The following is a 21,733-nucleotide window of genomic DNA, read 5'->3' as shown; positions in this document are numbered from 1 at the left end:
CATGATATATTGATATTAGACAATTATTGATAAATACAACATAATATAAGAAAATAAGAGGAGTTTGATTATGAAAAAGATAATAATATATATAGTGGGTTTGAATTTTATGGCTTTAGGTATTGTCTTAAATATATCTACAGGATTAGGTGTTGCAGCATTATCAAGTTCTATTTACGCAACAAGTCAGATTTTTCATTTGTCATTAGGAACTGCATCTATTATTTGGTATTTGTTGTTTGTAGTCATTCAGTGTTGTTTATCAAACAAAATAACAAAGGAATATATCTTAGAAATACCTCTTTCTTTTGTATTTGGTTATTTAAATGATTTTTATGATTATATCATCAATATTCATTCTTCTTCGTATGTTGAATCATTTCTTTTATTATGTTTAGCTTTATTGTTTATATCATTAGGTGTTTATTTGACAAGTGAAACAAATCTTATTTTAAATCCAGGGGATGGTATTGTGAAAACAATAAGTACTGTTTTTCATCAACCTTTTTATAATGTTAAAAATATTTTTGATATATCTATGATTGTATGTTCAATGACGCTCAGTTTAGTCACTCAAAATCCATTCATGGGTATTGGTATAGGAACAATTATTTCTGCGTTTATGATAGGAAGATTGATTAAAATATGGACAAATAGTCTTCAAAAAAGATTATTTTCATAGAAATATGTATAAAGTCAAAGGTTTTGTTCATAATTCCACTATGAGGTGAAATTATGAAGAATCTAAAAAAAGTGATTTTTATTTTCATGGTTATGATGTTATGTGTCGGAGTCGAAGCCAAAAGTGAAATGCCTAAATATAAAATTATTGGAAATAGCTATCAACAAAAAGATATAGATGAAATGTATGAGGTTAAAAATCAATTATTAAAAGATTATAAAGAATGGGTAAAAGGTGTTGATAATCCTGATCAGGTTCTTGCAGATCATCAAGAAGATTATCAGGCAACATTTCGACAAGGTGTTTATACGATTACACTAGGGAATGGTGAAGGAAAAACATTAACAGGAGATCTTAAAGTCAATTATTGTGAATCAACACAAGATATTGAAACCAAATCATTGATATGGGATTGGTTATTTTAAATAATGGTAAGGGATAATAAACTGTTTGATAACAGGTGATATTGTCCCTTTTTTGATATTTTATGGAATGGATGAGTGAATTATCATATTTTGATTTCAATTTATAAAAGAAAAATGATATTATATGTGATAAGGAGGAACAATAATGAAACAATTAAATAAAGCAGACAATAAAAATATCATCTATCCTATCTTTGAAGAGCAAAAGATTGATTCCAAGATCATTGATACACTTCAATTTGATATCAATGATACTATCAATAGAAACTTTGGTGAAGTTACCAAAGTTTACACTCTTGGCAAATATCCTTTTACCTTTATTCTATTTGTTGGGCTTGGAAAAAAAGAGGCGTTTTCAACAGCTAAATTAAGAAAGCTGGTTGCCAAGATTTCCTGTCATGTTCAGGAACATATGAATCTTGTCATTGATCATCTAGGTGATGATGTCATCAGCAGATCGTCATTCGTCAGAGTATGGGTGGAATCTCATATCACTTCGCAGTATCAGGAACAAAAGATTGGTCATGATCCAAAGGACATCATTGATTTGGACATCATCTCATCTGTCTATCTGGATCGTGCCATCAAGTTTGGAAGCGTTTATGGTGAAGGCATCAACTATGCCAGAAGACTGTCAGATACACCATCCAATCTGATGACACCAGCCACAATGGCAGAGGAAGCCGTTCAACTGGCCAAGGAATATGACATGGAATATCTGATACTGTCCAAGACAAAACTGGAAGAGATGAAAGCCGGAGGAATTCTGGCAGTCAATCAGGGAAGCCAGATACCAGCCTACATGATTGTATTAAAATATACCCATAATGGAGATGCCAAACATCAGGCAGTGATAGGGAAAGGAATCACATTTGATTCAGGAGGATATAACCTAAAGGGAAACAGCTATGGAATGAAGTATGACATGTGTGGAGGCGCAGATGTTCTAGGAATCATGAAGATTCTCGCAGGAATACAGGCCAAAACCAATGTCTATGGAATCATTCCCGTGACAGAGAACCTGGTGAATGGAAAGGGCTATAAGCCACAGGATGTCATCACGACAATGTCAGGGAAGACAGTGGAAGTTGTCAGCACCGATGCAGAAGGGCGATTGATTCTATGTGATGCAATCACTTATGCCCAGAAGCTGGGAGCAACTCGTTTAATTGATTTAGCTACTTTAACAGGGGCTTGTGTAAATGCCTTAGGTGATGTTTATACAGGTGTTTTTGCCAATGATGATGAATATTATCATGAATTTGAACAAGCTATGAAAGCAGCTGATGAAAAGGGATGGCGTTTACCATTGGATCAGGCATATCTCGATAAATTGAAATCAAATAGTGCAGATCTTAAAAATTCAGCTGGAAAACCTGGTGCTGGGGCAAGCATTGCAGCAAATTTCTTAGAATCATTTGTTGAAAAAGATACGCAATGGATTCATTTGGATATTGCAGGAACTGCTGACCAGGATGGTACTGGAGCAACCGGGGCTATGATTCGTAGTGTTGTTGAAATGATGAAATAAATAAGATAAAAAAAGCTTTAATAATGAACATTAAGGCTTTTTTACTATTCTATTTAATTATAGTGTCATTCGATATTTGGTATTGTACTTTTTCATTTCAGTTATATAAAATAACAGAGGTGAAAAGTGAATATGAAAAAACAATTTATATGATGAGATATGGAGAAATTTTATTTAATCAATTAGGAAAAATTTAAGGATGGTGTGATTCTCCATTAACTGAATATGGAATCAAACAAGTATTAGGAGCTAAAAAATATTTTGCTGATCACCATATTATACTTGACCACGCATATAGTTGTGAATATCTTAATCCGACTAGGGATATGTATGATTATTATTTTCGAAATTTTGCTGGAGAAACAAGGGGACAAGTACGAAAAAGAATGTTGGAAACATGTCAAGATATTGTAAAAGAAGATAATCAAAATATTTTAATTGTATCTCATGTAGGAGATTGTTGTCATTTTTTATGGAATATTGTTTCAGAAGATAAATATCAAGATATAAGAAAAAAGGTTTTAAGAATAGTTGTATATTAAAATATGAAAATAGTGTATAAAAGTTTATTGAAATTTTATATCTGATTTTTGATTATCCGCATAAACACTATACTTTCAAACATTTTGAAGTATAGAAAACTATTCATTTTACCACGAATTTACCACGATTGAATGAGCCTTGATATGACACAAAAACAACATGGGAGATAGCACAAATATCTGTGTATCTCCCGTTTTTCATTCATGTAGTATGATTATTTTACTCTGATTTCAAATTTCAAGATTGCTTTCATCATTTCTGTATGGATTTGACCTTTTAATTCTTCATCAACCTGCATAATGATTTTACCACTTTCAGAGTGGTAAAACGGACGCAAGCATAATTTACATATATAAGCGTCATAAAACTTCAAAATCTCTCTTATGGCAGTTTCATTTCCAGCAGACGCTTGACATATTACTTTTAATGTAGGGTAGCCATATTCTTTTTTCATTGGTTCAATTCCTTTCTTTCAATACTGTTTTTAGTTTCTTCAATCCGTTACTTCTTCTGCGATAAATAGCAGAACGTGATACATGATATAATTCGGCTATTTCTTGGTCGCTCATACTTTGAAAATAGCGTAATAGAATTACATCACGCTCTTTATTCGATAACTTATATAAAGCAACAGCAAGTTTCTCATTTGATATTTGAATTGTAAAATTCAAGACTTCAAACGAAATGTAATCACAAGAATAGTTATCCTTAGTTACACATTCAACATTTTTCGTATCTGATAATTCACAGAATAAAACTTCACGCTTAGAACGTCTTGCAAACTGTCTGTTTCTGTTTTTTACTGTGCATTTAATAACAGTCATCATCAAAGCATTAAACTGTATTCTAACGATATGCTCGAAAGAAGATGGGTTCATAATCTCACCTCCTTTCCGCATACGCTGAAATATATAAACGGAGATACCGTCTATATCTTTGGAAAATACAAAAAGAAGAACAAGAAAAAAGTCCGTACAAAATATACCGTCTGTACGAACTTTTAATATTGTAAAATATTTAGTTGTTGATAAAATGCTGTTAGGTAGTGCATAATCGTATAAGATTATTCCTAAAACTTTCCACAGCAGTTACTTTCAATGCTTTTATATCTTGCTTTTTTAGTCCTATCATAATAACCTTTCTTATCATAATTGCAAATTTATAAATTCATTAGTATTAAAACTGAAATTCAAATACATTACTAAAATCATTGTTCAAGACATAATAAACTTTATTTTTTTCTGTAGAATATACAAATGAAACCCTAGTTGCCCACAAGTCTTTTTGAGAAACAGATTTTAATACTTTAAATGCGTCATTTACTGAAAAATCTTTATCATATCCTGCCAATAACTCTTTAGCCACTTCGTATCTTGTATCCCCAGAAACAATGTACGGCTTTGTTATATCTGGTTTTAGAATAGAATAATTTGTAATAAGTGAAAAATTTTCTTGTTCATATCTATACCCAATTCCAGGTTCAATAATTAAAACTCGTCCTTTTTTATCAGAAAGCATAGCTTGCATAGTAGCATCTGGTGCATAAATAATTTTTTTCTTTTTAACAATGTCCAAGGCTTTATCAAAAGAAATCTCTGCCTTAATGAATTTTTCTGTTAATTCAGATATTGTAATACAATCCTCGCTTTCTATATACCTTGCATTTTCATTACCATGAACATAAAGAAGTGTTCCTACATTACCATTTTTATTTATCCCATGAAATGAATGATACAGACCGTCAGGCATTTTAATACCAATATAAAATCTATTTTCTTCGGTAATTACAGTATGATCCCATACAGAAAGGTCAATATCAAAATTAAAACCAACAATTTTATCTATACCATTGTAAACAAATCTTGTACACATATAATCACTCCTCAAAATACTATTTCAAATAGTCATTTAACTAATCTAATTAGTATTTTAAAATGTTTTTAAACTCAAACATATTATATTCGCACGTTTCGATTGAATAGCCTGAACTAAAGTAGGCTAAAGAGAGGGTAAACATAACGCTATTGCGCCCTACTAAACCCTTTTCTCCTGAAAATTTCGTTTCGTGCAATAAGAGATTAAACCAGGGTTCATCTACTTGTTTTTTGCCTTCTGTACCGCTTAAAACCGTTAGACTTGAACGAGTAAAGCCCTTATTATCTGTTTGTTTGAAAGACCAATCTTGCCATTCTTTGAAAGAATAACGGTAATTGGGATCAAAAAATTCTACATTGTCCGTTCTTGGTATACGAGCAATCCCAAAATGATTGCACGTTAGATCAACTGGCAAAGACTTTCCAAAATATTCTCGGATATTTTGCGAGATTATTTTGGCTGCTTTGACAGATTTAAATTCTGATTTTGAAGTCACATAGACTGGCGTTTCTAAAACAAAATATGCTTGATAACCTTTATCAGATTTGATAATTAACGTAGGCATAAAACCTAAATCAATAGCTGTTGTTAAAATATCGCTTGCTGAAATAGTTTCTTTTTCCGTGTGAATATCAAAATCAATAAAGAAGGTATTGATTTGTCTTAAATTGTTTTCAGAATGTCCTTTAGTGTATGAACGGTTTTCGTCTGCATACGTACCATAACGATAAACGTTTGGTGTCCAATGCGTAAATGTATCTTGATTTTCGTGAATCGCTTCTTCGGAAGTCAGAACAACGCCACGTCCGCCAATCATGCTTTTTTTTGAGCGATACGCAAAAATAGCCCCTTTACTTTTACCTGGCTTGGTAGTGATTGAGCGAATTTTACTATTTTTAAATTTGTACTTTAACAAGCCGTCATGAAGCACAGTTTCTACAACAAAAGGGATATTCATTCAGCTGTTCTCCTTTCTTACGAAAATTAATTAGTTAGAAGCTACGATCAAAGTTGAATCACAACAAAAAAGGCAATCAACTAAGTTTTTCTTAATTGATTGCCTGGTATCTTCTTAAAGACTTGAAATCCCCTCAAAAACCCGATATAATGGGTTTACAGATATTTAAGTATCTGATTAATAAAGTAATTAAATACTTTACCAAATTTTGGGTCTCGACTTCTTTAATTGATTGGTGGTAATCAATTAAGGCTCGCAGTTAAAGTTTCTCAGGCTTTAACTGGTCGTGGCTCTTTTTTTGTATTCTTTATTCAGTTCGTTGTTTCGTTATATCTAGTATATCGCTTTTTAAAAAAATAAGCAATGATTTCGTGCATTATTCACACGAAATCATTGCTTTTTTCTTCTTCCATTTCTAACTCCAATGTTACTTGTTCTGTTTCTGGTTCTGGTTCTGTTGGCTCATTTGGGATTAAATCCACTACTAGCGTTGAGTTAGTTAACTTTGCAATTTGTTCTAGTGTTTTTATGGTTGGATCTGATTTTCCTGATTCTATTCGTGAATAATTTGATCTACTCATTTCTAATTCTTGGGAGAATTTTTCTTTTGATTTGGTACCTCTCATCTTTTTTAAGCTTTCTCTAAATGCTAGTTCCAAGTTTCTCCCCCCTCTTTTTGTGTCATAAAATTCACGCTTTATTTAAATTATAGCTTTTAATATCTTAATAAACAAGTGATTAATCACTTGTGATTTGTGATTAATATATAAAAGCCCTCTTTAAAGGGCTTTTATGTTTATTTTGAAAAAGAGATAAAATCAATATATCCCTTTTCCCCAATTTTTACAACGGCATTGTAGGGCTTTTTCTCTTTGTTTTTGATTCCTTTTACCAGGGTTTCTTTTCCCTCCAGTAATTCTTTTACATTCGTTTTGGTTAGTTTTTTCTTTCTAAAATGTTCAGCTAAAGTAAACTTACATTCAGGATAATTTGAACAACCATAAAACGATTTTTTTAATACAATATTGTTGCCACACTTAGGACATTTTCCTACAAGGGGTCCCGAGCGCTTAGTGGGAATTTGTACCCCTTATCGATACAAATTCCCACTAAGCGCTCGGGACCTCTTTAGCTTCTTGGAAGCTGTCAGTAGTATATCTAATAATTTATCTCCATTCCCTTTAGTAACGTGTAACTTTCCAAATTTAAAAAAGCGACTCATAGAATTATTTCCTCCCGTTAAATAATAGATAACTATTAAAAATAGACAATACTTGCTCATAAGTAACGGTACTTAAATTGTTTACTTTGGCGTGTTTCATTGCTTGATGAAACTGATTTTTAGTAAACAGTTGACGATATTCTCGATTGACCCATTTTGAAACAAAGTACGTATATAGCTTCCAATATTTATCTGGAACATCTGTGGTATGGCGGGTAAGTTTTATTAAGACACTGTTTACTTTTGGTTTAGGATGAAAGCATTCCGCTGGCAGCTTAAGCAATTGCTGAATCGAGACTTGAGTGTGCAAGAGCAACCCTAGTGTTCGGTGAATATCCAAGGTACGCTTGTAGAATCCTTCTTCAACAATCAGATAGATGTCAGACGCATGGCTTTCAAAAACCACTTTTTTAATAATTTGTGTGCTTAAATGGTAAGGAATACTCCCAACAATTTTATACCTCTGTTTGTTAGGGAATTGAAACTGTAGAATATCTTGGTGAATTAAAGTGACACGAATGTTCAGTTTTAATTTTTCTGACGATAAGTTGAATAGATGACTGTCTAATTCAATAGACGTTACCTGTTTACTTATTTTAGCCAGTTTCGTCGTTAAATGCCCTTTACCTGTTCCAATTTCGTAAACGGTATCGGTTTCTTTTAAATTCAATTGTTTTATTATTTGGTTGAGTACTTTTTCACTCGTTAAAAAGTTTTGAGAATATTTTATATTTTTGTTCATGTAATCACTCCTGAAGTGATTACATCTGTAAATAAATACAGAAGTTAAACGATTTGTTTGTAATTTTAGTTATCTGTTTAAAAAGTCATAAGATTAGTCACTGGTAGGAATTAATCTAACGTATTTATTTATCTGCGTAATCACTGTTTTTAGTCTGTTTCAAAACAGTAGATGTTTTATCTACATTACGCATTTGGAATACCAACATGACGAATCCCTCCTTCTTAATTACAAATTTTTAGCATCTAATTTAACTTCAATTCCTATTATACACAAAATTTTAAGAAAGTCAATAAATAATCATAATTTTCTAATTGTGTTATTGACTACACTAATTCAATTAGCTAGAATTGTGTTTGTATGATATTTTGAATGAGGTGCATAACTATGAAAACCACTAAAGAAGCAGTAATAAAAGCAACATCAGACTTAGCAGATGAAAAAGGATTAAATAACGTTTCGTTAAAAGCTGTTGCTCAAAAATTAAACATTCGTACACCATCTTTATATAATCACATAGAAAGTTTAGATAATCTTCTTTTAGAAGTTGCTCATAATGGTATGCGTGACATGAATGAAAGAATGATGAAAATTGCCGTTGGAAAAATAGGGAAAGAAGCAATTAAGTTAGTTTCTATCGAATACCTAAACTATATGATTGAACACCCCGGAGTTTATGAAACAATTCAATGGGCTGTGTGGCACGGAACAGAGGAAACAGCAACCATTTTTAACAACTATCTTTCATTATTAACTACTCTTATCCAATCGTGCAGTCTTAACAAAGACAAAACACTTGAAATATTAAATATGCTTACTGGAATAATTCACGGTTATACAACTTTGCAATTAGGAAACGCTTTTTCTGCCTCAGATAAAGTTAGATTTGAATTAGCTGAAGCGATAGATACTTTATTAGTCGGGATTTTCCAGAAGTATAAATAATATATTTAGGCTTGCAAATCAATACAGAACTGCAAGCCTTTTTCTTTTATCCTACAATCTTCCAGTTGCTATTCCTTATATAGCCCAAACTTGTACCGTGACAATTTCATTGATATTATCCGATTTACCACAAATCAAATTTTATCTTTTCTTCCTCTTGATTACCCTCCACAGAAAAGAAAAAGCCCTGTCAAGAGCCTTGCCACCATTGGTGGTGCTTTGCACTCTTTACTGGGCTTTTTGTTTGCTGTATCTTCTACAAAGAGGAAAAAAGTTATTCGTCCTCATCATCAAAATGGTTATTTTTCAATACTTCCCGTAATAATTCCATATCTTCTTTTGAATTGGGGTTTATCATTTTTACGACTTGATAAGGTGTCCTATATTTATGTCCCTCTATGCTTTCCCCGAACATATCCATGCTGTATAAATCATCATAGCGGTCTAACAGTTTTTGAAACTTCAAATGCTGGATAAATTCTTTGATTGGATAAAGGTCGGACGCTACAATACTTTTCCCGTTGATGTAGTCGGTAATATATTCCCGTAACTTTTCCAACTCATATTCCAGCCATTCTTCCTCGCTGTCAAAGAAGTTGTCATAATGTCCATGTTTTAGTTCTGCATTTAATCGTTCTTCAATTCTTAAAAACTGGCAGACTTCCTTTTCGGATTGATTAACATACTTCCATTCTCCCGATAATAATTCATTGGGCATTACACCCAGCACGTCCATTATCTTTTCTAATGTATCAAAGGTAGGAAAATTCACACCTCGTTCAATCTTGGAAAGGCTCTGCATATTGATACCGATTTTATCCGCAAGTTCCTGTTGTTTCATTCCTCTGTGTTTTCTTATGGTCTGTATGTTCTCTCCTAAGAAACTGATTTTCTTTTCATAATGCTCCATAACTTAGTATAACCGCTCCTTTCGTTGCTTTTCTTGGTATTTATAAGCATATCATACTTAATCTACATCTAAAAGTCAACAAAAACTTCTTGACAAGTAATTCTAATGGCGTTATTATCGTATCAGATAGAGTGATTAAGCACGATAGGGTCAATCACACGCTTGAGTAAGCATAGAGAAGATACATTTTCACTTTGATAGCATGAATAAGCATGGACTATCAGACCGAAAATAGTGGTTTCCAAAAGGGGCTGGCTGGACGGGGCACGTCCCCCAGACGTGTTCGGACAGACAGTTCCTTTTGGAAAAGGAACGCCTAAAGGCGTTCGCAGAGGGCGTATATGTAACACCGCCCTGCGTATACATGTCATAGTACCTAGAAACTGTGATAAATAAAGGAAAAAACACGATTTTTACCCGCAAAAAACGGGGCATACGAAAGGAGCAATGCACTATAACTACACACAAAAATTTATCCGTTAAGATTGATTACATCAGCATTGTATTTGAAACGGCAACCGCTGAAGATATAATCATGCACATTTTAGATTTACCGACTGACATTTTCAATGTTTATCCAGCAATGATAAAATTCAAGACTTATCAAGCACGCTGGCAGATTGGAGATATTTATGTATCGGGGGACGCAAGAAAGACAGAGGATAACCCACAGGGGCTAGGCTGTTATCTTGTTATGACTGGCAGAGGTTGTGATGATATTTTCCGTATTCTCGACAGTAGGAATTATACCTTTGGGGATATGTTTCGACGCTGTGAGCGAAGATACGGACTGGATAACTTTCATTTCACAAGACTTGATATTGCCATTGATGATAAGAACGAAAAGCCATTCTTTACCATAGAGCAGATAAAGAAGAAATGCGAAAAAGAGGAATTTATTTCTAATAGTGAGGGCTACCACTTTGACGAAAGCAAGTTTGATGATTTCGACACCGCAAAGACTGTTTATATCGGTGCTGGTAAATCGGGATTATCCTACCGCTTTTATGATAAGGATAAGGAAGTCTGTTCAAAACATAATAAGACACTTGATGAAGTCGGCAGTTGGAAACGGACAGAAATGCAACTGCGTGATGATAAGGCTCATGTTTTTGCCATGACATTCAAAGACAGACCGCTGGAACTTGGGGAACTGGCTTTCGGGCTATTAGCAAACAACCTACGCTTTGTCGTGCCAAACAGAAATGAAAGTAATAAGAGCAGATGGAAAACGTGTCGGTTTTGGGAACGATTTTTAGGGGCTGTGGAAGTCTTGAAACTGCAAGTACCGAAACTACATAATTCCCTTGAGGAAACACAGCAATGGCTCACAGAGGGTGGCGTGATTTCTGCTGTCAAAAGTTTTTATTTCTTAGAAGAACATGATGCATTAGGTGGACTGGAAAAAGTGGGAACTATGCTTGACAGGGCAAGATACAGCAGTTCCCTTTCCAGTAAATTAACCGCCCACTTACAGAGGATAGACCGCACCGACCTTATCCCCTATATCCAGTATGACACGAAACATGGGAAAGGGGGTATCTGATGAATAACAACGATATTCCCGTATGGGAAAAATACACCCTTACCATTGAAGAAGCGTCAAAGTATTTCCGTATCGGAGAAAACAAGTTAAGACGCTTGGCAGAGGAAAACAAGGACGCTGGCTGGCTCATTATGAATGGCAACCGCATACAGATTAAACGCCGACAGTTTGAAAAGGTCATTGATAAATTGGACGCAATCTAATGCAAATGAGCCTTGTATGTGTTATGATGAATACAAGTCATATCAAGGCTCTTTCCAACAAGGAAAGGAGCAGACACCATGAAAGAAAAAAGACGGGATAGTAAAGAACGTATCCTGCATACTGGAGAGAGCCAACGAACAGACGGAAAATACTTATATAAATATGTAGACGCATTTGGAAACACAAAATATGTGTATGCTTGGAGATTGACACCCACAGACCCGACACCAAAGGGAAAACGGGAAAAACCCTCACTTCGTGAACTGGAACAGCAGATAAGACGGGATATTGAGGACGGTATCGACAGCACAGGCAAGAAAATGACGCTTTGCCAACTCTACGCCAAACAGAACGCACAGAGGGCAAATGTGAAGAAAAGCACACAGAAACAACGGAAACAACTCATGCGGTTATTGAAAGAGGACAAGTTAGGTGCTAGGAGCATTGATACGATAAAACCCTCTGACGCTAAAGAATGGGCGTTACGCATGAAAGACAAAGGCTTTTCCTATAACACTATTAACAACCATAAACGCTCGTTAAAAGCGTCATTCTATATCGCCATACAAGACGATTGTGTAAGGAAAAACCCTTTTAATTTCAAGTTAAGTGAAATCATAGAAAATGATACCAAAGAGAAAGTAGTATTGACAGAGGAACAGGAACAAGCCTTACTGTCATTCATCAAGACGGATAACGTGTATCACAAGTATTATGATGATGTGCTGATACTGTTAAAGACAGGACTTCGTATCTCGGAACTGTGCGGACTGACAGTAGCCGATATTGATTTCAAGAATGAGGTTGTGGTTATCGACCACCAGTTATTAAAGAGCAAGGAACAGGGCTATTATATTGAAACGCCTAAGACAAAGAGTGGAACAAGGCAAGTGCCATTAAGCAGAGAAACGATACAGGCATTTCAACGGGTCATAAGGAAACGCACAAAAGGGAAACTGATAGAGATAGACGGATACAAAGATTTTCTGTTCGTCAATCCGAAAGGCAATCCTAAAGTTGCGATTGATTACAACGCCTTATTTGTCCGTATGGTAAAGAAATATAACAAACACCACAAGGATAACCCCTTGCCACATATCACACCACATACGCTACGCCATACGTTCTGCACAAGACTGGCAAGCAAGAACATGAACCCGAAAGATTTACAGTATATCATGGGACATTCAAACATCAGTATCACAATGAACTGGTATGCTCATGCGTCCATAGATACCGCAAAATCAGAGGTTCAGCGTCTAATCGCATAAGAAGTATTTACCACGATTTTAACCACGCTTGATAGCGAAAATATAAGAAGATAGACCTAGATATGTGAGGTTTACCACAAAAGCAAAATGCCCGTAGAGCCTATAAAATAAGGCTTTGCGGACATTTGAGAAGATATAAAAAGATAGTCAAAAAGACATATATGATTTATGAAAAATTATTTATCCCAGAACCAGTAAACAAATGAAAGGAGATTTAAAAATGAAAGTATTAATGATTAATGGAAGTCCACATGCGAAAGGTAATACAAGAATTGCTCTTGATGAAATGATTAAAATATTTGATCAGGAAGGTATTGAAACAGAAATCATTCAGGTTGGTCAAAAGGATATAAGAGGTTGCATTGCATGTATGACGTGTAAAAAAGGAGCAAATCAATGTGTTTTTGATGATATTGTTAATGAAGTAGCTCAAAAGTTTGAACAATGTGATGGATTAGTTGTTGGAACCCCTGTTTATTACGGTTCTGCTAATTCAACATTAATATCTTTTTTAACAAGATTGTTTTATAGTACATCTTTTGATAAAACAATGAAAGTTGGAGCAAGTGTAGTTGTTGCTAGACGTGGTGGTATTTCATCAACTTATGATGAAATCAATAAATTCTTTGCTATTTCAGGAATGCCTATTGCTTCTACACAATATTGGAATGCAATTCATGGAAGAGAGCCCGGGTAAGCTTTACAAGATGAAGAGGGATTGCAAACAATGCGTGTTCTTGCAAGAAATATGGCATTCTTGTTAAAGAGTATTCATGATGGAAAAGAAAAATATGGATTACCAGAAAAAGAAGAATTCCATAGAACGAATTTTATTCGATGATAAGACCATTCATAATTGAATGGTTATTTTTTGTTATGTAGATAAAAAGTATTGATAAATAAAGAGTAACTTTATTTTTAAAAGATGCTATTATTTAAAGTTTGATTATATGTGTATATTTTTATACAATGAAATAAAGGAGATGAAATCATGGATGAACAAATGAAGATTATCAAAGAAATATGCATGAATGAAAAGAGTGTCAGTCCAATTGAAATAGTTAAAAAATTAATGAAATGTCAAGATGTTCCTATTCACGGACCTGTTCATCATATTATTGATGGATATGCTTTTTTAACAGCTATGCATAATGCTGGAGTTACATTTGATTTTTCAAAAGCATTAGATGAACTAGAAGTCAGAGGAAAGAAAATGCCAGGAGCGACTTGTGGGCAATGGGGAATTTGTGGTTCAAGTGCTTCTGTCGGAGCTGCTTTAGCGATTATTCATCAAACAACACCACTATCAAATAATGAATATTATAAAGATAACTTAAGACTCACTTCTTTAGCACTTGGAAACATAGCTGAAATTGGTGGACCAAGATGTTGTAAAAGAAATGCTTATATTTCTTTGAAAACAGCTATTCAGTTTGTGAAAGAACATTATAATATTGTATTAGATGATAGTGATGAAAAATGTGAGTTTTCTAAGTCAAATCAACAATGTCTAAAAGAGCGTTGTCCGTTTTATAAGCAATAAAAATGACTGATGCAAATCAGTCATTTACTCTTTAATGTATTTATTCATGAATTCAATAATTGTACTTTCGCATAGCTTTGGATTAACAAGATAACTTTGGGCATGTCCAGCACCTTCAACAATCAATAAATCTTTTTCAGCACTACATGCATTATAGAGATCATAGACCATATATGTAGGCACAAAATTATCTTGATCTCCATGTATAAATAAAGTTGGTGTTTTAGATTTTTTAACTTGATTAATTGTTGATGCTTCTTTGAAACTATATCCTACTCTTTTTTTACTTAATAGTGTTGCTGTTGGTAAAATAAGTGGCGCAGGGATATGTCTTTGATTTAATTCATGTTTGAATTCATCAAGAACACTTGTAAAACCACAATCTGAAATAATACATTTGACATCATCAGGTAGTTTTTCACCACTTGCCATTAAAACAGTAGCACTTCCCATTGATATACCATGTAAAACAATCTGTAAATCTTTATGAAAATATTCTTTCACTTGATCAATCCATTGAATACAATCTAATCTATCTAACCACCCAAATCCAATATATGTTCCTTCACTTTCACCATGGGCACGATTATCGGGTAATAAAATATGGAATCCTAAATCATGATAAAATTTAATATAATAAGCATATTCTTTCAAATTATATGAACGATAACCATGCACTGCAATCAATACCTTATTAGTATCCCTATCTGCTTTTAAAAATTTAGCTTTCAGTTTTAATCCATCATGTGAAGTCATTTCCCATGTTTCAAAATGTTGTTGTTTTAACCAAGGAATATATTTTTCAATACGAGGATCTACTTTAGGTTTTTGTTTATTTAAAGGTGTATCTTTACGACATGCGAAATCAATTGCAGTGACTCCAACAAAACCAATAATAGCTCCAGATATTAAGGCACCATAAGCAAGAGTTTTCTTTTTCAATATCATCATTCCTTTCTTAATGATAATATCATAACATAAATTTATAGAAAAATAATACTCTTTTTCAACTATAATTAATTATAGGTAGTGAAAATATAATGTATCAAAAAGATGGATATATTTTAAGAATATCAAAAAATGAAGATACTGATGAATCTTATAAAGATGATTGAAATTTACATTTTAGTATAAAGTAAGAATATATAAACAATGAATAAAAATGCTTTTTATATTTATGGAATTTGAGAATAGTGTTAAAATAGTAGTTATATAGAAAGATAAATATATAAATACTATGTATAATTAGCGACAATACAATAGGTATTTCTAACTATCTTTTCATTTGATTTCTATTTTTTATCAATTTATATTATTTTTCTCTTTAAAAAATAATATAATCATATAATGAAATTGAATTTTTAAAAAGAGAAGTTTCATGATTGATGAGATAGAAAAACAATTAATCAATGATGTTTTATGAATTGCTGTTGACTTAACTAAAAAATATCTTAAAACTTTAGATAGTTTTGTCTTAAGGAATATAGTTTTAGTAAGATGAGATGAAAAAGTTCTTTAACTGGAATTTATCCAAAATATTCTTTTAAAATAATTTATATGATGAAAATAGAAAAATAGTAATAATGAAATACAGGATGATTATATATGACAACAAAAGAAAAAATTAAAGATGCTTTTATTGCATTGGTCATTGAAAAACAAACAGTTAAAATCTCTGTCAAAGATATTGTAAAAAGAGCCAAAATATCAAGACGTTCTTTCTATAATTATTATGCAGATCGACAATCTATAACAGAAGATATATATATTGAGACTATAGAAAGTACAATTAAAGAATGTTTTGATAAAAAAATGACTACAGAAATGTTTATTACAGAGATTTATAAAGCTTTTTTTAAAAACAAAAACTTTTTCATCGTTGCTATAAAAGATGATGAACAAAATTCTTTATTTGATACAATTATTGAAAGAAATCAAATAGTATTTTCTTATTTATATAAAGATATTATTCAAGATCAAATCAAATTAGATTATTTATCATATAAATATGCTTCTACTCAAGTGATGCTTCTCAAGAAATGGCTAAATAATGGGATGGTAGAATCACCTGAATTTATGACTGAAGTCTATCTTGATTCACATAAAAATTACGAAAATATGCATGAGTCTATCATTAATAAAAAAACAAACTGGTAGTCTTGATATTACACATTTTATAGAAAATGTAAATTGAACACTTAATCTATTTTGTTAAAATATTTTTAAGGAGGATGTTTTTATGACAAAAATGATGAAATGTGCAATTTATAATTCTGTTCAAAATGTGACTGTTGAAGAGAGACCTATTCCAGAAGTCAAAGAAAATGATGTTCTTGTGAAAGTGTTAAGAGCTGGAATATGTGGTTCTGATGTTGGTATCTATTATCATGGTGGTGAAAACTATGGTGTATTTCCCGGATCACAATTTGGGCATGAGTTTGTAGGTATTGTTGTCGAAAAAGGAAAAAATGTATCTGATGATATTAAATTAGAAGAAAAAGTATTTGTTGATCCTGTTATGAGTCAACCGTATGGAGTTGCTGGTTCAACTATGGCAGGGGCATTTTCTGAATATGCTTTGGTACAAAATGCAAAAATTGGTGTGAATCTATACCCACTTGATGATGATGTCGATTTAGATCAAGCGGTTATTATTGAACCAATGTCTGTTGGAGCCCAAGGAGCATTAGCATTTAATCCTAAACTTGACGACAAGATTGTTGTGTTAGGTGCAGGTCCTATTGGATTAGGGGCTACTGCGGGATTGCTTGGAAGAGGTATAAAAAATGTTGTTGTCGTAGATAGAAATGAATTGAGATTATCCAAAGCAGCATTATTAGGAGTAAAAACAATTAATACCTCTACTGAAAATTTGAAGGATAAATTAATAGAGATTTTTGGTACTTATCCAAGTTATGATCCAATTCCTGATGTGGATATGTATGTAGACGCAGCAGGAGCTCCACCATTACTATCAGAAGTATTTAATTATGCGAGAAATCATACAAAATATGCAATAATCTCAGTATTCCAAAAGGTTGAATTAGAAGGAAGACCTTTTATTGCAGCCCAACCAATTATTTATGGTTCTCAAGGTTATACGCATGAGACAATTGTTGAAGTTATTGATCATATATTAAATAAAAAAACGCCAATTGCTTCTATTATGGTGACACATAAATTTAAACATGAAGATATCAGTAAAGCATTAGAATTTGCGGCTTCAGGACAAGGAATTAAAGTTATTATTGATTACGAACTATAAAATAATCTTATACAAATAAATAATAATTTTGACCCATGTGAAAATATCATATGGGTTTTCTTTTACAAATTCATATATAGAATATCATATTGAAAATGAAGAAAATATTTCAAATAAAAAGCATGCTCATAATTCCTCATTTACAAAGAGTCATTGTACAATAAAAAATGAATATTGAATAAACTGAAAAGAGCAAGACTTTATAAAAAAATATGGGGTTTACAAATCATAAAATTTATTGAGAGCCCATCATCTTATAAGCGTGATGAAGTTATTCGCTTTGTAGAAGCAAAAGATCATTATGATTTTATTTTCTTTGATTAAAGGGGGCATATTATTGAAAAAGTGTTATTTTAAAATGACATCATGTTTCTTTAGATGTCTTTGTCTTCAACCAAAGAGCTATTCATACTTATGAAAAAGTAGGCTTTAAACATGAGGGTGTATTAAGAGATGCTATTAAAGTTGGCAATCAGTATGTAGATGATATTTTGATGTCAATGCTAGAAGATGAATGGAAAGTTATCAAATTACAGATTTAGTCATAATGTTTCCATATCTTTTTGTTATGATATATAAGAGGAGAAGATTTTTATGAAGAAATTAATAGAAATTTTTGGATTGGGAGTCTTAATGATTTTAGGTGGTTCTATGACTGATTACTATCTTTCTACATTTTCACTCATGATGGTTTATAGTGGTATTGCAGTCATGATTTGGGGAGAAGTCTTATTTATTTGGAGAATCATTCAAAAGTGTATCAACTGGTTTAAAAAATCTATTGATAGTCAAACAGAATAATAGTGAGGCGATAGAAAAATAAAGAATCTATCGCCTATTTTTTTATTTTCAAGTGATATTAGTATAATTTTAGCAGCATTTGTGTTAGAATATCAGCTATAAGGTGATGAAGATGACAAAAGTTGTATTAGAAAATCAAATGAATGAGATTTGTGATGTAATTCAAAAGGGTGGTATTGTTGCTTTTCCAACAGAAACAGTTTATGGTGTAGGCGTTCGTTTTCAAGATGAAAAAGCATTAGATCATTTAATGGAAGCAAAGAATAGAGATTATTCAAAAGCTATTACATTGATGGTTGCAAATAAAGCAGATATTTCTCAATATGCCTATGTGAGTGAAAAAGCTCAAAAATTAATAGAGCATTTTATGCCAGGAATGATAACACTGATTTTTAAGAAAAAAGAAACTGTAAGTGAAGCTATGACAAATGGAAAGCCAACCATTGGTATAAGAATACCAGATAGTTCATTTGTTTTATCATTATTAGAAAAAGTAGGTCCAATGTTGGTGACAAGTGCAAATTTGTCAAATCATCCCAATACAACATCAACAGCGGAAGTTTTAGAGCAGTTAGATGGGAGAATTGATTTGGTTGTTGATGGAAGGACATCTGACAACATTGCCAGTACAGTTGTTGATGTGAGTCAGGATGAAATCAAAATATTAAGAGCAGGAAAAATAACAAAAGAAGATATAGAGGAGGTAATCAAATGAAAATAGCAGTTGCATGTGATCATGGTGGTTTTCGTTTAAAAAATGTTTTAATGAAAGATTTGAAAAAACAAGGATATGAAGTTGTAGACTTTGGAACATATAATGAGGAAAGCTGTGATTATCCTGATTATGCTGCAAAGGCTGCCAGAGCTGTCGCAAGTGGGGAATGTGAAAAAGGTGTTGTTGTTTGTGGAACGGGTATTGGTGTTTCTATTACATGTAATAAAATTAATGGTATTCGTTGTGCGTTGGTTCATGATGTGTTTAGTGCTAAAGCAACAAGAGCACACAATGATACAAATATGATAGCGATGGGTCAAAGAGTGATTGGAGAAGGATTAGCTTTAGAAATTTTAAATGCATGGTTACATACTGATTATGAAGGTGGAAGACATGATCAGAGAATTCAAAAATTAATGGCTTTGGAGAGTGAGTAATATGAGAGATCAACAAGTTTTTGAAAGTGTAGAAAGAGAGTTAAATAGACAAAGAAATAATATTGAGTTGATTGCTTCAGAAAACTTTGTATCTGAAGAAATCTTAGAATTAGCTGGAAGTGTTTTGACAAATAAGTATGCTGAAGGATATCCAGGAAAAAGATATTATGGAGGATGTCAGTTTGTCGATGAAGTAGAAACTCTAGCAATTAATCGTTTAAAAGAATTATTTGGTTGTGAATATGCCAATGTTCAGCCTCATAGTGGGGCACAAGCGAATACAGCAGTTTATTTGGCTTTATTAAATCATGGAGATAAGGTATTAGGAATGTCACTTGCTGATGGAGGACATTTAACACATGGACATCCACTTAATTATTCAGGAATCAACTATGAATTTTATAGTTATGGTGTTTCTCGTGATACAGAAACAATTGATTATGATGAATATAAGAGAAAAGTAGAAGAAATTAAACCTAAATTGGTTGTTGCTGGCGCAAGTGCTTATTCACGAGTTATTGATTTTAAATATATGGCGAAGATTGCACATGATAATGGTGCTTTATTTATGGTAGATATGGCTCATATTGCCGGATTGGTGGCTGCTGGATTACATCCTTCACCTGTCCCTTATGCTGATGTTGTCACAACAACGACTCATAAAACATTAAGAGGACCACGTGGTGGTGTTATTATGTGCAAAGAAGAATTAGGAAAAGATATTGATAGAGCTGTTTTTCCTGGTATGCAAGGTGGACCATTAATGCATATTATTGCAGCCAAAGCGGCTTGTTTCTATGAAGCTTTGCAACCAGAATTTAAAGATTATGCAAAACAGATTATCAAAAATGCAAAAGCATTAGAACAATCTTTAAAAGAAGAAGGATTTAGATTGGTTGCGGATGGAACAGATAATCATTTGCTTTTAATTGATGTGAAAGCAAGCTGTGGTATGAGTGGAAAAAAAGCAGAAAGATTACTTGATGAAATCAATATTACGGCTAATAAAAATGCTATCCCATTTGATACAGAAAAACCTTTCAAAGCTAGTGGTATTCGTGTAGGAACACCAGCAATGACAACAAAAGGATTTGATGAAAATGATTTTAGAGAAGTTGGTAAGATTATAGCTTATCGTTTAAAAAATGATGAAACAGATGAAGTCAAAGAAGCATGTTTAAAAAGAGTTAAAGCATTAACTGATAAAGTGACAATGTATCATGATATATCATATATGAAATAGGGAAGGAAACTTCTCTTTTTTTGATTATGAAAACGAAAATGAATAATGATGGGCTTTATATCAAGAATTTGGTATAATAATATTAGAAATCAATGAAAGAAGGGATTATCAATGGCTATCATTATTTTAAATCATCCACTTATTGATCATAAGTTGACTATTATGAGAAATAAAGAAACAGGAACAAAAGAATTTAGACAGAATTTAGATGAAATTGCTATGTTAATGGCATATGAGGTGACAAAGAATTTACCTTTACAAAATATTGAAATTGAAACACCTATATGTGCCATGACTGGTAAAAAATTAGTACGTCCAATTGTATTGGTTCCTATTTTAAGAGCTGGATTAGGTTTGGTTGATGGTTTTAAAACAATTATACCAACAGCAAAAGTTGGTCATATTGGTATGTCAAGAAATGAAGAAACTTTAGAGCCAGAAGAGTATTATGCTAAATTTCCTTCATGTTTAAAAGAATCTGATGTCTTTGTTCTTGATCCAATGCTTGCGACAGGAGGAAGTGCCTGTGCTGCTATTACCAATATTAAAAAACGTGGAGCTAGAAATATCAAATTAGCCTGTCTGGTAGCAGCACCAGAAGGAATTCAGATGCTTGAAAGAGAACATCCAGATGTGGATTTAATTATTGCTGCAGTAGATGAAAAACTCAATGATAAAGGATATATTGTTCCAGGATTAGGAGATGCGGGAGATCGTTTATTTGGAACAGAATAGCACTTTAAAATTATATGTTATGGATTTTATGTCTTTGACAATAATAGAAGAATAAAGGTTTATTTCACTGTATCTTATAATCAAATTGATTGTTATTTTTGAATATCCACGATATAATCAAGACAGTATGAAAAATAAGG

27 protein-coding genes are annotated in these 21,733 nt (G+C 32.6%); 17 read left to right on the top strand and 10 right to left on the bottom strand.

The genetic code is table 11. The features are described from left to right. Nucleotides 1-70: 70 nt before the first annotated feature. The 4 genes from ACZYT4_RS10645 to ACZYT4_RS10630 all read left to right on the top strand — a co-directional run bounded on the left by ACZYT4_RS10645 (nucleotide 71) and on the right by ACZYT4_RS10630 (nucleotide 3,180). On the top strand, nucleotides 71-682 hold the full coding sequence (locus ACZYT4_RS10645; protein WP_463785498.1) for a YczE/YyaS/YitT family protein: 612 nt from the start codon (nucleotides 71-73) through the stop codon (nucleotides 680-682). A 53-nt stretch (nucleotides 683-735) separates the two neighbouring features. Beyond that, nucleotides 736-1,107, top strand: a complete 372-nt coding sequence (locus ACZYT4_RS10640; RefSeq protein ID WP_463785496.1) for a hypothetical protein — start codon at nucleotides 736-738, stop codon at nucleotides 1,105-1,107. Nucleotides 1,108-1,252: 145 nt separating this feature from the next. Next, the gene (locus tag ACZYT4_RS10635) at nucleotides 1,253-2,638 is read left to right on the top strand and encodes a M17 family metallopeptidase (protein WP_463785495.1); all 1,386 of its coding nucleotides are present in this window, start codon (nucleotides 1,253-1,255) and stop codon (nucleotides 2,636-2,638) included. A 230-nt stretch (nucleotides 2,639-2,868) separates the two neighbouring features. Then, complete coding sequence (locus ACZYT4_RS10630; RefSeq protein WP_463785518.1) at nucleotides 2,869-3,180, top strand: histidine phosphatase family protein; 312 nt, start codon at nucleotides 2,869-2,871, stop codon at nucleotides 3,178-3,180. A 215-nt stretch (nucleotides 3,181-3,395) separates the two neighbouring features. Here the strand turns inward: ACZYT4_RS10630 and ACZYT4_RS10625 are convergent, their stop codons facing one another. From ACZYT4_RS10625 to ACZYT4_RS10590, 8 genes are all read right to left on the bottom strand, one after another. Next, nucleotides 3,396-3,635, bottom strand: coding sequence for a helix-turn-helix domain-containing protein (locus tag ACZYT4_RS10625; protein ID WP_005946862.1), 240 nt, complete (start codon nucleotides 3,633-3,635; stop codon nucleotides 3,396-3,398). Nucleotides 3,636-3,639: 4 nt separating this feature from the next. Continuing rightward, nucleotides 3,640-4,059: an RNA polymerase sigma factor gene (locus ACZYT4_RS10620; RefSeq protein WP_008728841.1), complete on the bottom strand. Its 420-nt coding sequence runs from the start codon at nucleotides 4,057-4,059 to the stop codon at nucleotides 3,640-3,642. A gap of 298 nt (nucleotides 4,060-4,357) precedes the next feature. After that, the gene (locus ACZYT4_RS10615) at nucleotides 4,358-5,053 is read right to left on the bottom strand and encodes a C45 family peptidase (RefSeq protein WP_009905043.1); all 696 of its coding nucleotides are present in this window, start codon (nucleotides 5,051-5,053) and stop codon (nucleotides 4,358-4,360) included. Between the two features lie 49 nt (nucleotides 5,054-5,102). Beyond that, nucleotides 5,103-6,014: a primase C-terminal domain-containing protein gene (locus ACZYT4_RS10610; protein WP_044967241.1), complete on the bottom strand. Its 912-nt coding sequence runs from the start codon at nucleotides 6,012-6,014 to the stop codon at nucleotides 5,103-5,105. Nucleotides 6,015-6,394: 380 nt separating this feature from the next. After that, entirely contained in the window at nucleotides 6,395-6,673 is a 279-nt protein-coding gene (locus ACZYT4_RS10605) for a helix-turn-helix transcriptional regulator (protein WP_024407057.1), read from the bottom strand. Between the two features lie 137 nt (nucleotides 6,674-6,810). Next, entirely contained in the window at nucleotides 6,811-7,095 is a 285-nt protein-coding gene (locus ACZYT4_RS10600; RefSeq protein ID WP_002326770.1) for a topoisomerase C-terminal repeat-containing protein, read from the bottom strand. A gap of 145 nt (nucleotides 7,096-7,240) precedes the next feature. Next, entirely contained in the window at nucleotides 7,241-7,978 is a 738-nt protein-coding gene (erm(B), locus tag ACZYT4_RS10595) for a 23S rRNA (adenine(2058)-N(6))-methyltransferase Erm(B) (RefSeq protein ID WP_001038792.1), read from the bottom strand. Between the two features lie 124 nt (nucleotides 7,979-8,102). Beyond that, entirely contained in the window at nucleotides 8,103-8,186 is an 84-nt protein-coding gene (locus tag ACZYT4_RS10590; protein ID WP_001814874.1) for a 23S rRNA methyltransferase attenuation leader peptide, read from the bottom strand. A 179-nt stretch (nucleotides 8,187-8,365) separates the two neighbouring features. Between ACZYT4_RS10590 and ACZYT4_RS10585 the strand changes: the two genes are divergently transcribed. Continuing rightward, nucleotides 8,366-8,923, top strand: coding sequence for a TetR/AcrR family transcriptional regulator (locus ACZYT4_RS10585; protein WP_005946872.1), 558 nt, complete (start codon nucleotides 8,366-8,368; stop codon nucleotides 8,921-8,923). A 274-nt stretch (nucleotides 8,924-9,197) separates the two neighbouring features. Here the strand turns inward: ACZYT4_RS10585 and ACZYT4_RS10580 are convergent, their stop codons facing one another. Next, nucleotides 9,198-9,833 carry a helix-turn-helix domain-containing protein gene (locus ACZYT4_RS10580; protein WP_005946876.1) on the bottom strand — a complete coding sequence of 212 codons (636 nt, stop codon included), beginning with the start codon at nucleotides 9,831-9,833 and terminating at the stop codon, nucleotides 9,198-9,200. A gap of 484 nt (nucleotides 9,834-10,317) precedes the next feature. Here ACZYT4_RS10580 and ACZYT4_RS10575 point away from each other — a divergent pair, with 484 nt between their 5' ends. From ACZYT4_RS10575 to ACZYT4_RS10555, 5 genes are all read left to right on the top strand, one after another. Then, entirely contained in the window at nucleotides 10,318-11,379 is a 1,062-nt protein-coding gene (locus ACZYT4_RS10575; protein ID WP_268885626.1) for a replication initiation factor domain-containing protein, read from the top strand. Next, nucleotides 11,379-11,582: an excisionase gene (locus tag ACZYT4_RS10570; protein ID WP_002610247.1), complete on the top strand. Its 204-nt coding sequence runs from the start codon at nucleotides 11,379-11,381 to the stop codon at nucleotides 11,580-11,582. Before ACZYT4_RS10575 ends, ACZYT4_RS10570 begins: the two co-directional genes overlap by 1 nt. Before the next feature lie 78 nt (nucleotides 11,583-11,660). Beyond that, nucleotides 11,661-12,854: a site-specific integrase gene (locus ACZYT4_RS10565; RefSeq protein WP_017143792.1), complete on the top strand. Its 1,194-nt coding sequence runs from the start codon at nucleotides 11,661-11,663 to the stop codon at nucleotides 12,852-12,854. Between the two features lie 220 nt (nucleotides 12,855-13,074). Continuing rightward, nucleotides 13,075-13,551 carry a flavodoxin family protein gene (locus tag ACZYT4_RS10560; RefSeq protein WP_463785485.1) on the top strand — a complete coding sequence of 159 codons (477 nt, stop codon included), beginning with the start codon at nucleotides 13,075-13,077 and terminating at the stop codon, nucleotides 13,549-13,551. Between the two features lie 294 nt (nucleotides 13,552-13,845). Further along, nucleotides 13,846-14,397 (top strand): DUF5714 domain-containing protein, encoded by a 552-nt coding sequence (locus ACZYT4_RS10555; protein WP_463785483.1) that lies wholly within the window; start codon nucleotides 13,846-13,848, stop codon nucleotides 14,395-14,397. A gap of 24 nt (nucleotides 14,398-14,421) precedes the next feature. Here ACZYT4_RS10555 and ACZYT4_RS10550 read toward each other — a convergent pair whose 3' ends face one another. Further along, a complete protein-coding gene (locus ACZYT4_RS10550) occupies nucleotides 14,422-15,345 on the bottom strand; it encodes an alpha/beta hydrolase (RefSeq protein ID WP_463785481.1) in 924 nt (307 codons plus the stop codon). A 657-nt stretch (nucleotides 15,346-16,002) separates the two neighbouring features. Between ACZYT4_RS10550 and ACZYT4_RS10545 the strand changes: the two genes are divergently transcribed. From ACZYT4_RS10545 to upp, 7 genes are all read left to right on the top strand, one after another. Further along, on the top strand, nucleotides 16,003-16,554 hold the full coding sequence (locus ACZYT4_RS10545; RefSeq protein ID WP_087296950.1) for a TetR/AcrR family transcriptional regulator: 552 nt from the start codon (nucleotides 16,003-16,005) through the stop codon (nucleotides 16,552-16,554). A gap of 82 nt (nucleotides 16,555-16,636) precedes the next feature. Next, complete coding sequence (locus ACZYT4_RS10540) at nucleotides 16,637-17,662, top strand: zinc-dependent alcohol dehydrogenase (protein ID WP_087296951.1); 1,026 nt, start codon at nucleotides 16,637-16,639, stop codon at nucleotides 17,660-17,662. Between the two features lie 594 nt (nucleotides 17,663-18,256). Further along, nucleotides 18,257-18,463 (top strand): hypothetical protein, encoded by a 207-nt coding sequence (locus ACZYT4_RS10535; protein WP_463785475.1) that lies wholly within the window; start codon nucleotides 18,257-18,259, stop codon nucleotides 18,461-18,463. Nucleotides 18,464-18,575: 112 nt separating this feature from the next. Continuing rightward, complete coding sequence (locus ACZYT4_RS10530) at nucleotides 18,576-19,178, top strand: L-threonylcarbamoyladenylate synthase (protein ID WP_463785472.1); 603 nt, start codon at nucleotides 18,576-18,578, stop codon at nucleotides 19,176-19,178. After that, nucleotides 19,175-19,615 carry a ribose 5-phosphate isomerase B gene (rpiB, locus tag ACZYT4_RS10525; RefSeq protein WP_463785468.1) on the top strand — a complete coding sequence of 147 codons (441 nt, stop codon included), beginning with the start codon at nucleotides 19,175-19,177 and terminating at the stop codon, nucleotides 19,613-19,615. The genes ACZYT4_RS10530 and rpiB overlap by 4 nt, the downstream gene beginning before the upstream one ends. A gap of 1 nt (nucleotide 19,616) precedes the next feature. Continuing rightward, nucleotides 19,617-20,858 (top strand): serine hydroxymethyltransferase, encoded by a 1,242-nt coding sequence (glyA, locus tag ACZYT4_RS10520; protein ID WP_463785466.1) that lies wholly within the window; start codon nucleotides 19,617-19,619, stop codon nucleotides 20,856-20,858. A gap of 111 nt (nucleotides 20,859-20,969) precedes the next feature. Beyond that, nucleotides 20,970-21,593 carry a uracil phosphoribosyltransferase gene (gene upp / locus ACZYT4_RS10515; RefSeq protein ID WP_463785465.1) on the top strand — a complete coding sequence of 208 codons (624 nt, stop codon included), beginning with the start codon at nucleotides 20,970-20,972 and terminating at the stop codon, nucleotides 21,591-21,593. The last annotated feature ends 140 nt before the right edge of the window (nucleotides 21,594-21,733 follow it).

It is taken from the genome of Massilimicrobiota sp. mt181, assembly GCF_055420065.1.
This window is presented reverse-complemented; position numbering and strand designations above follow the sequence as displayed.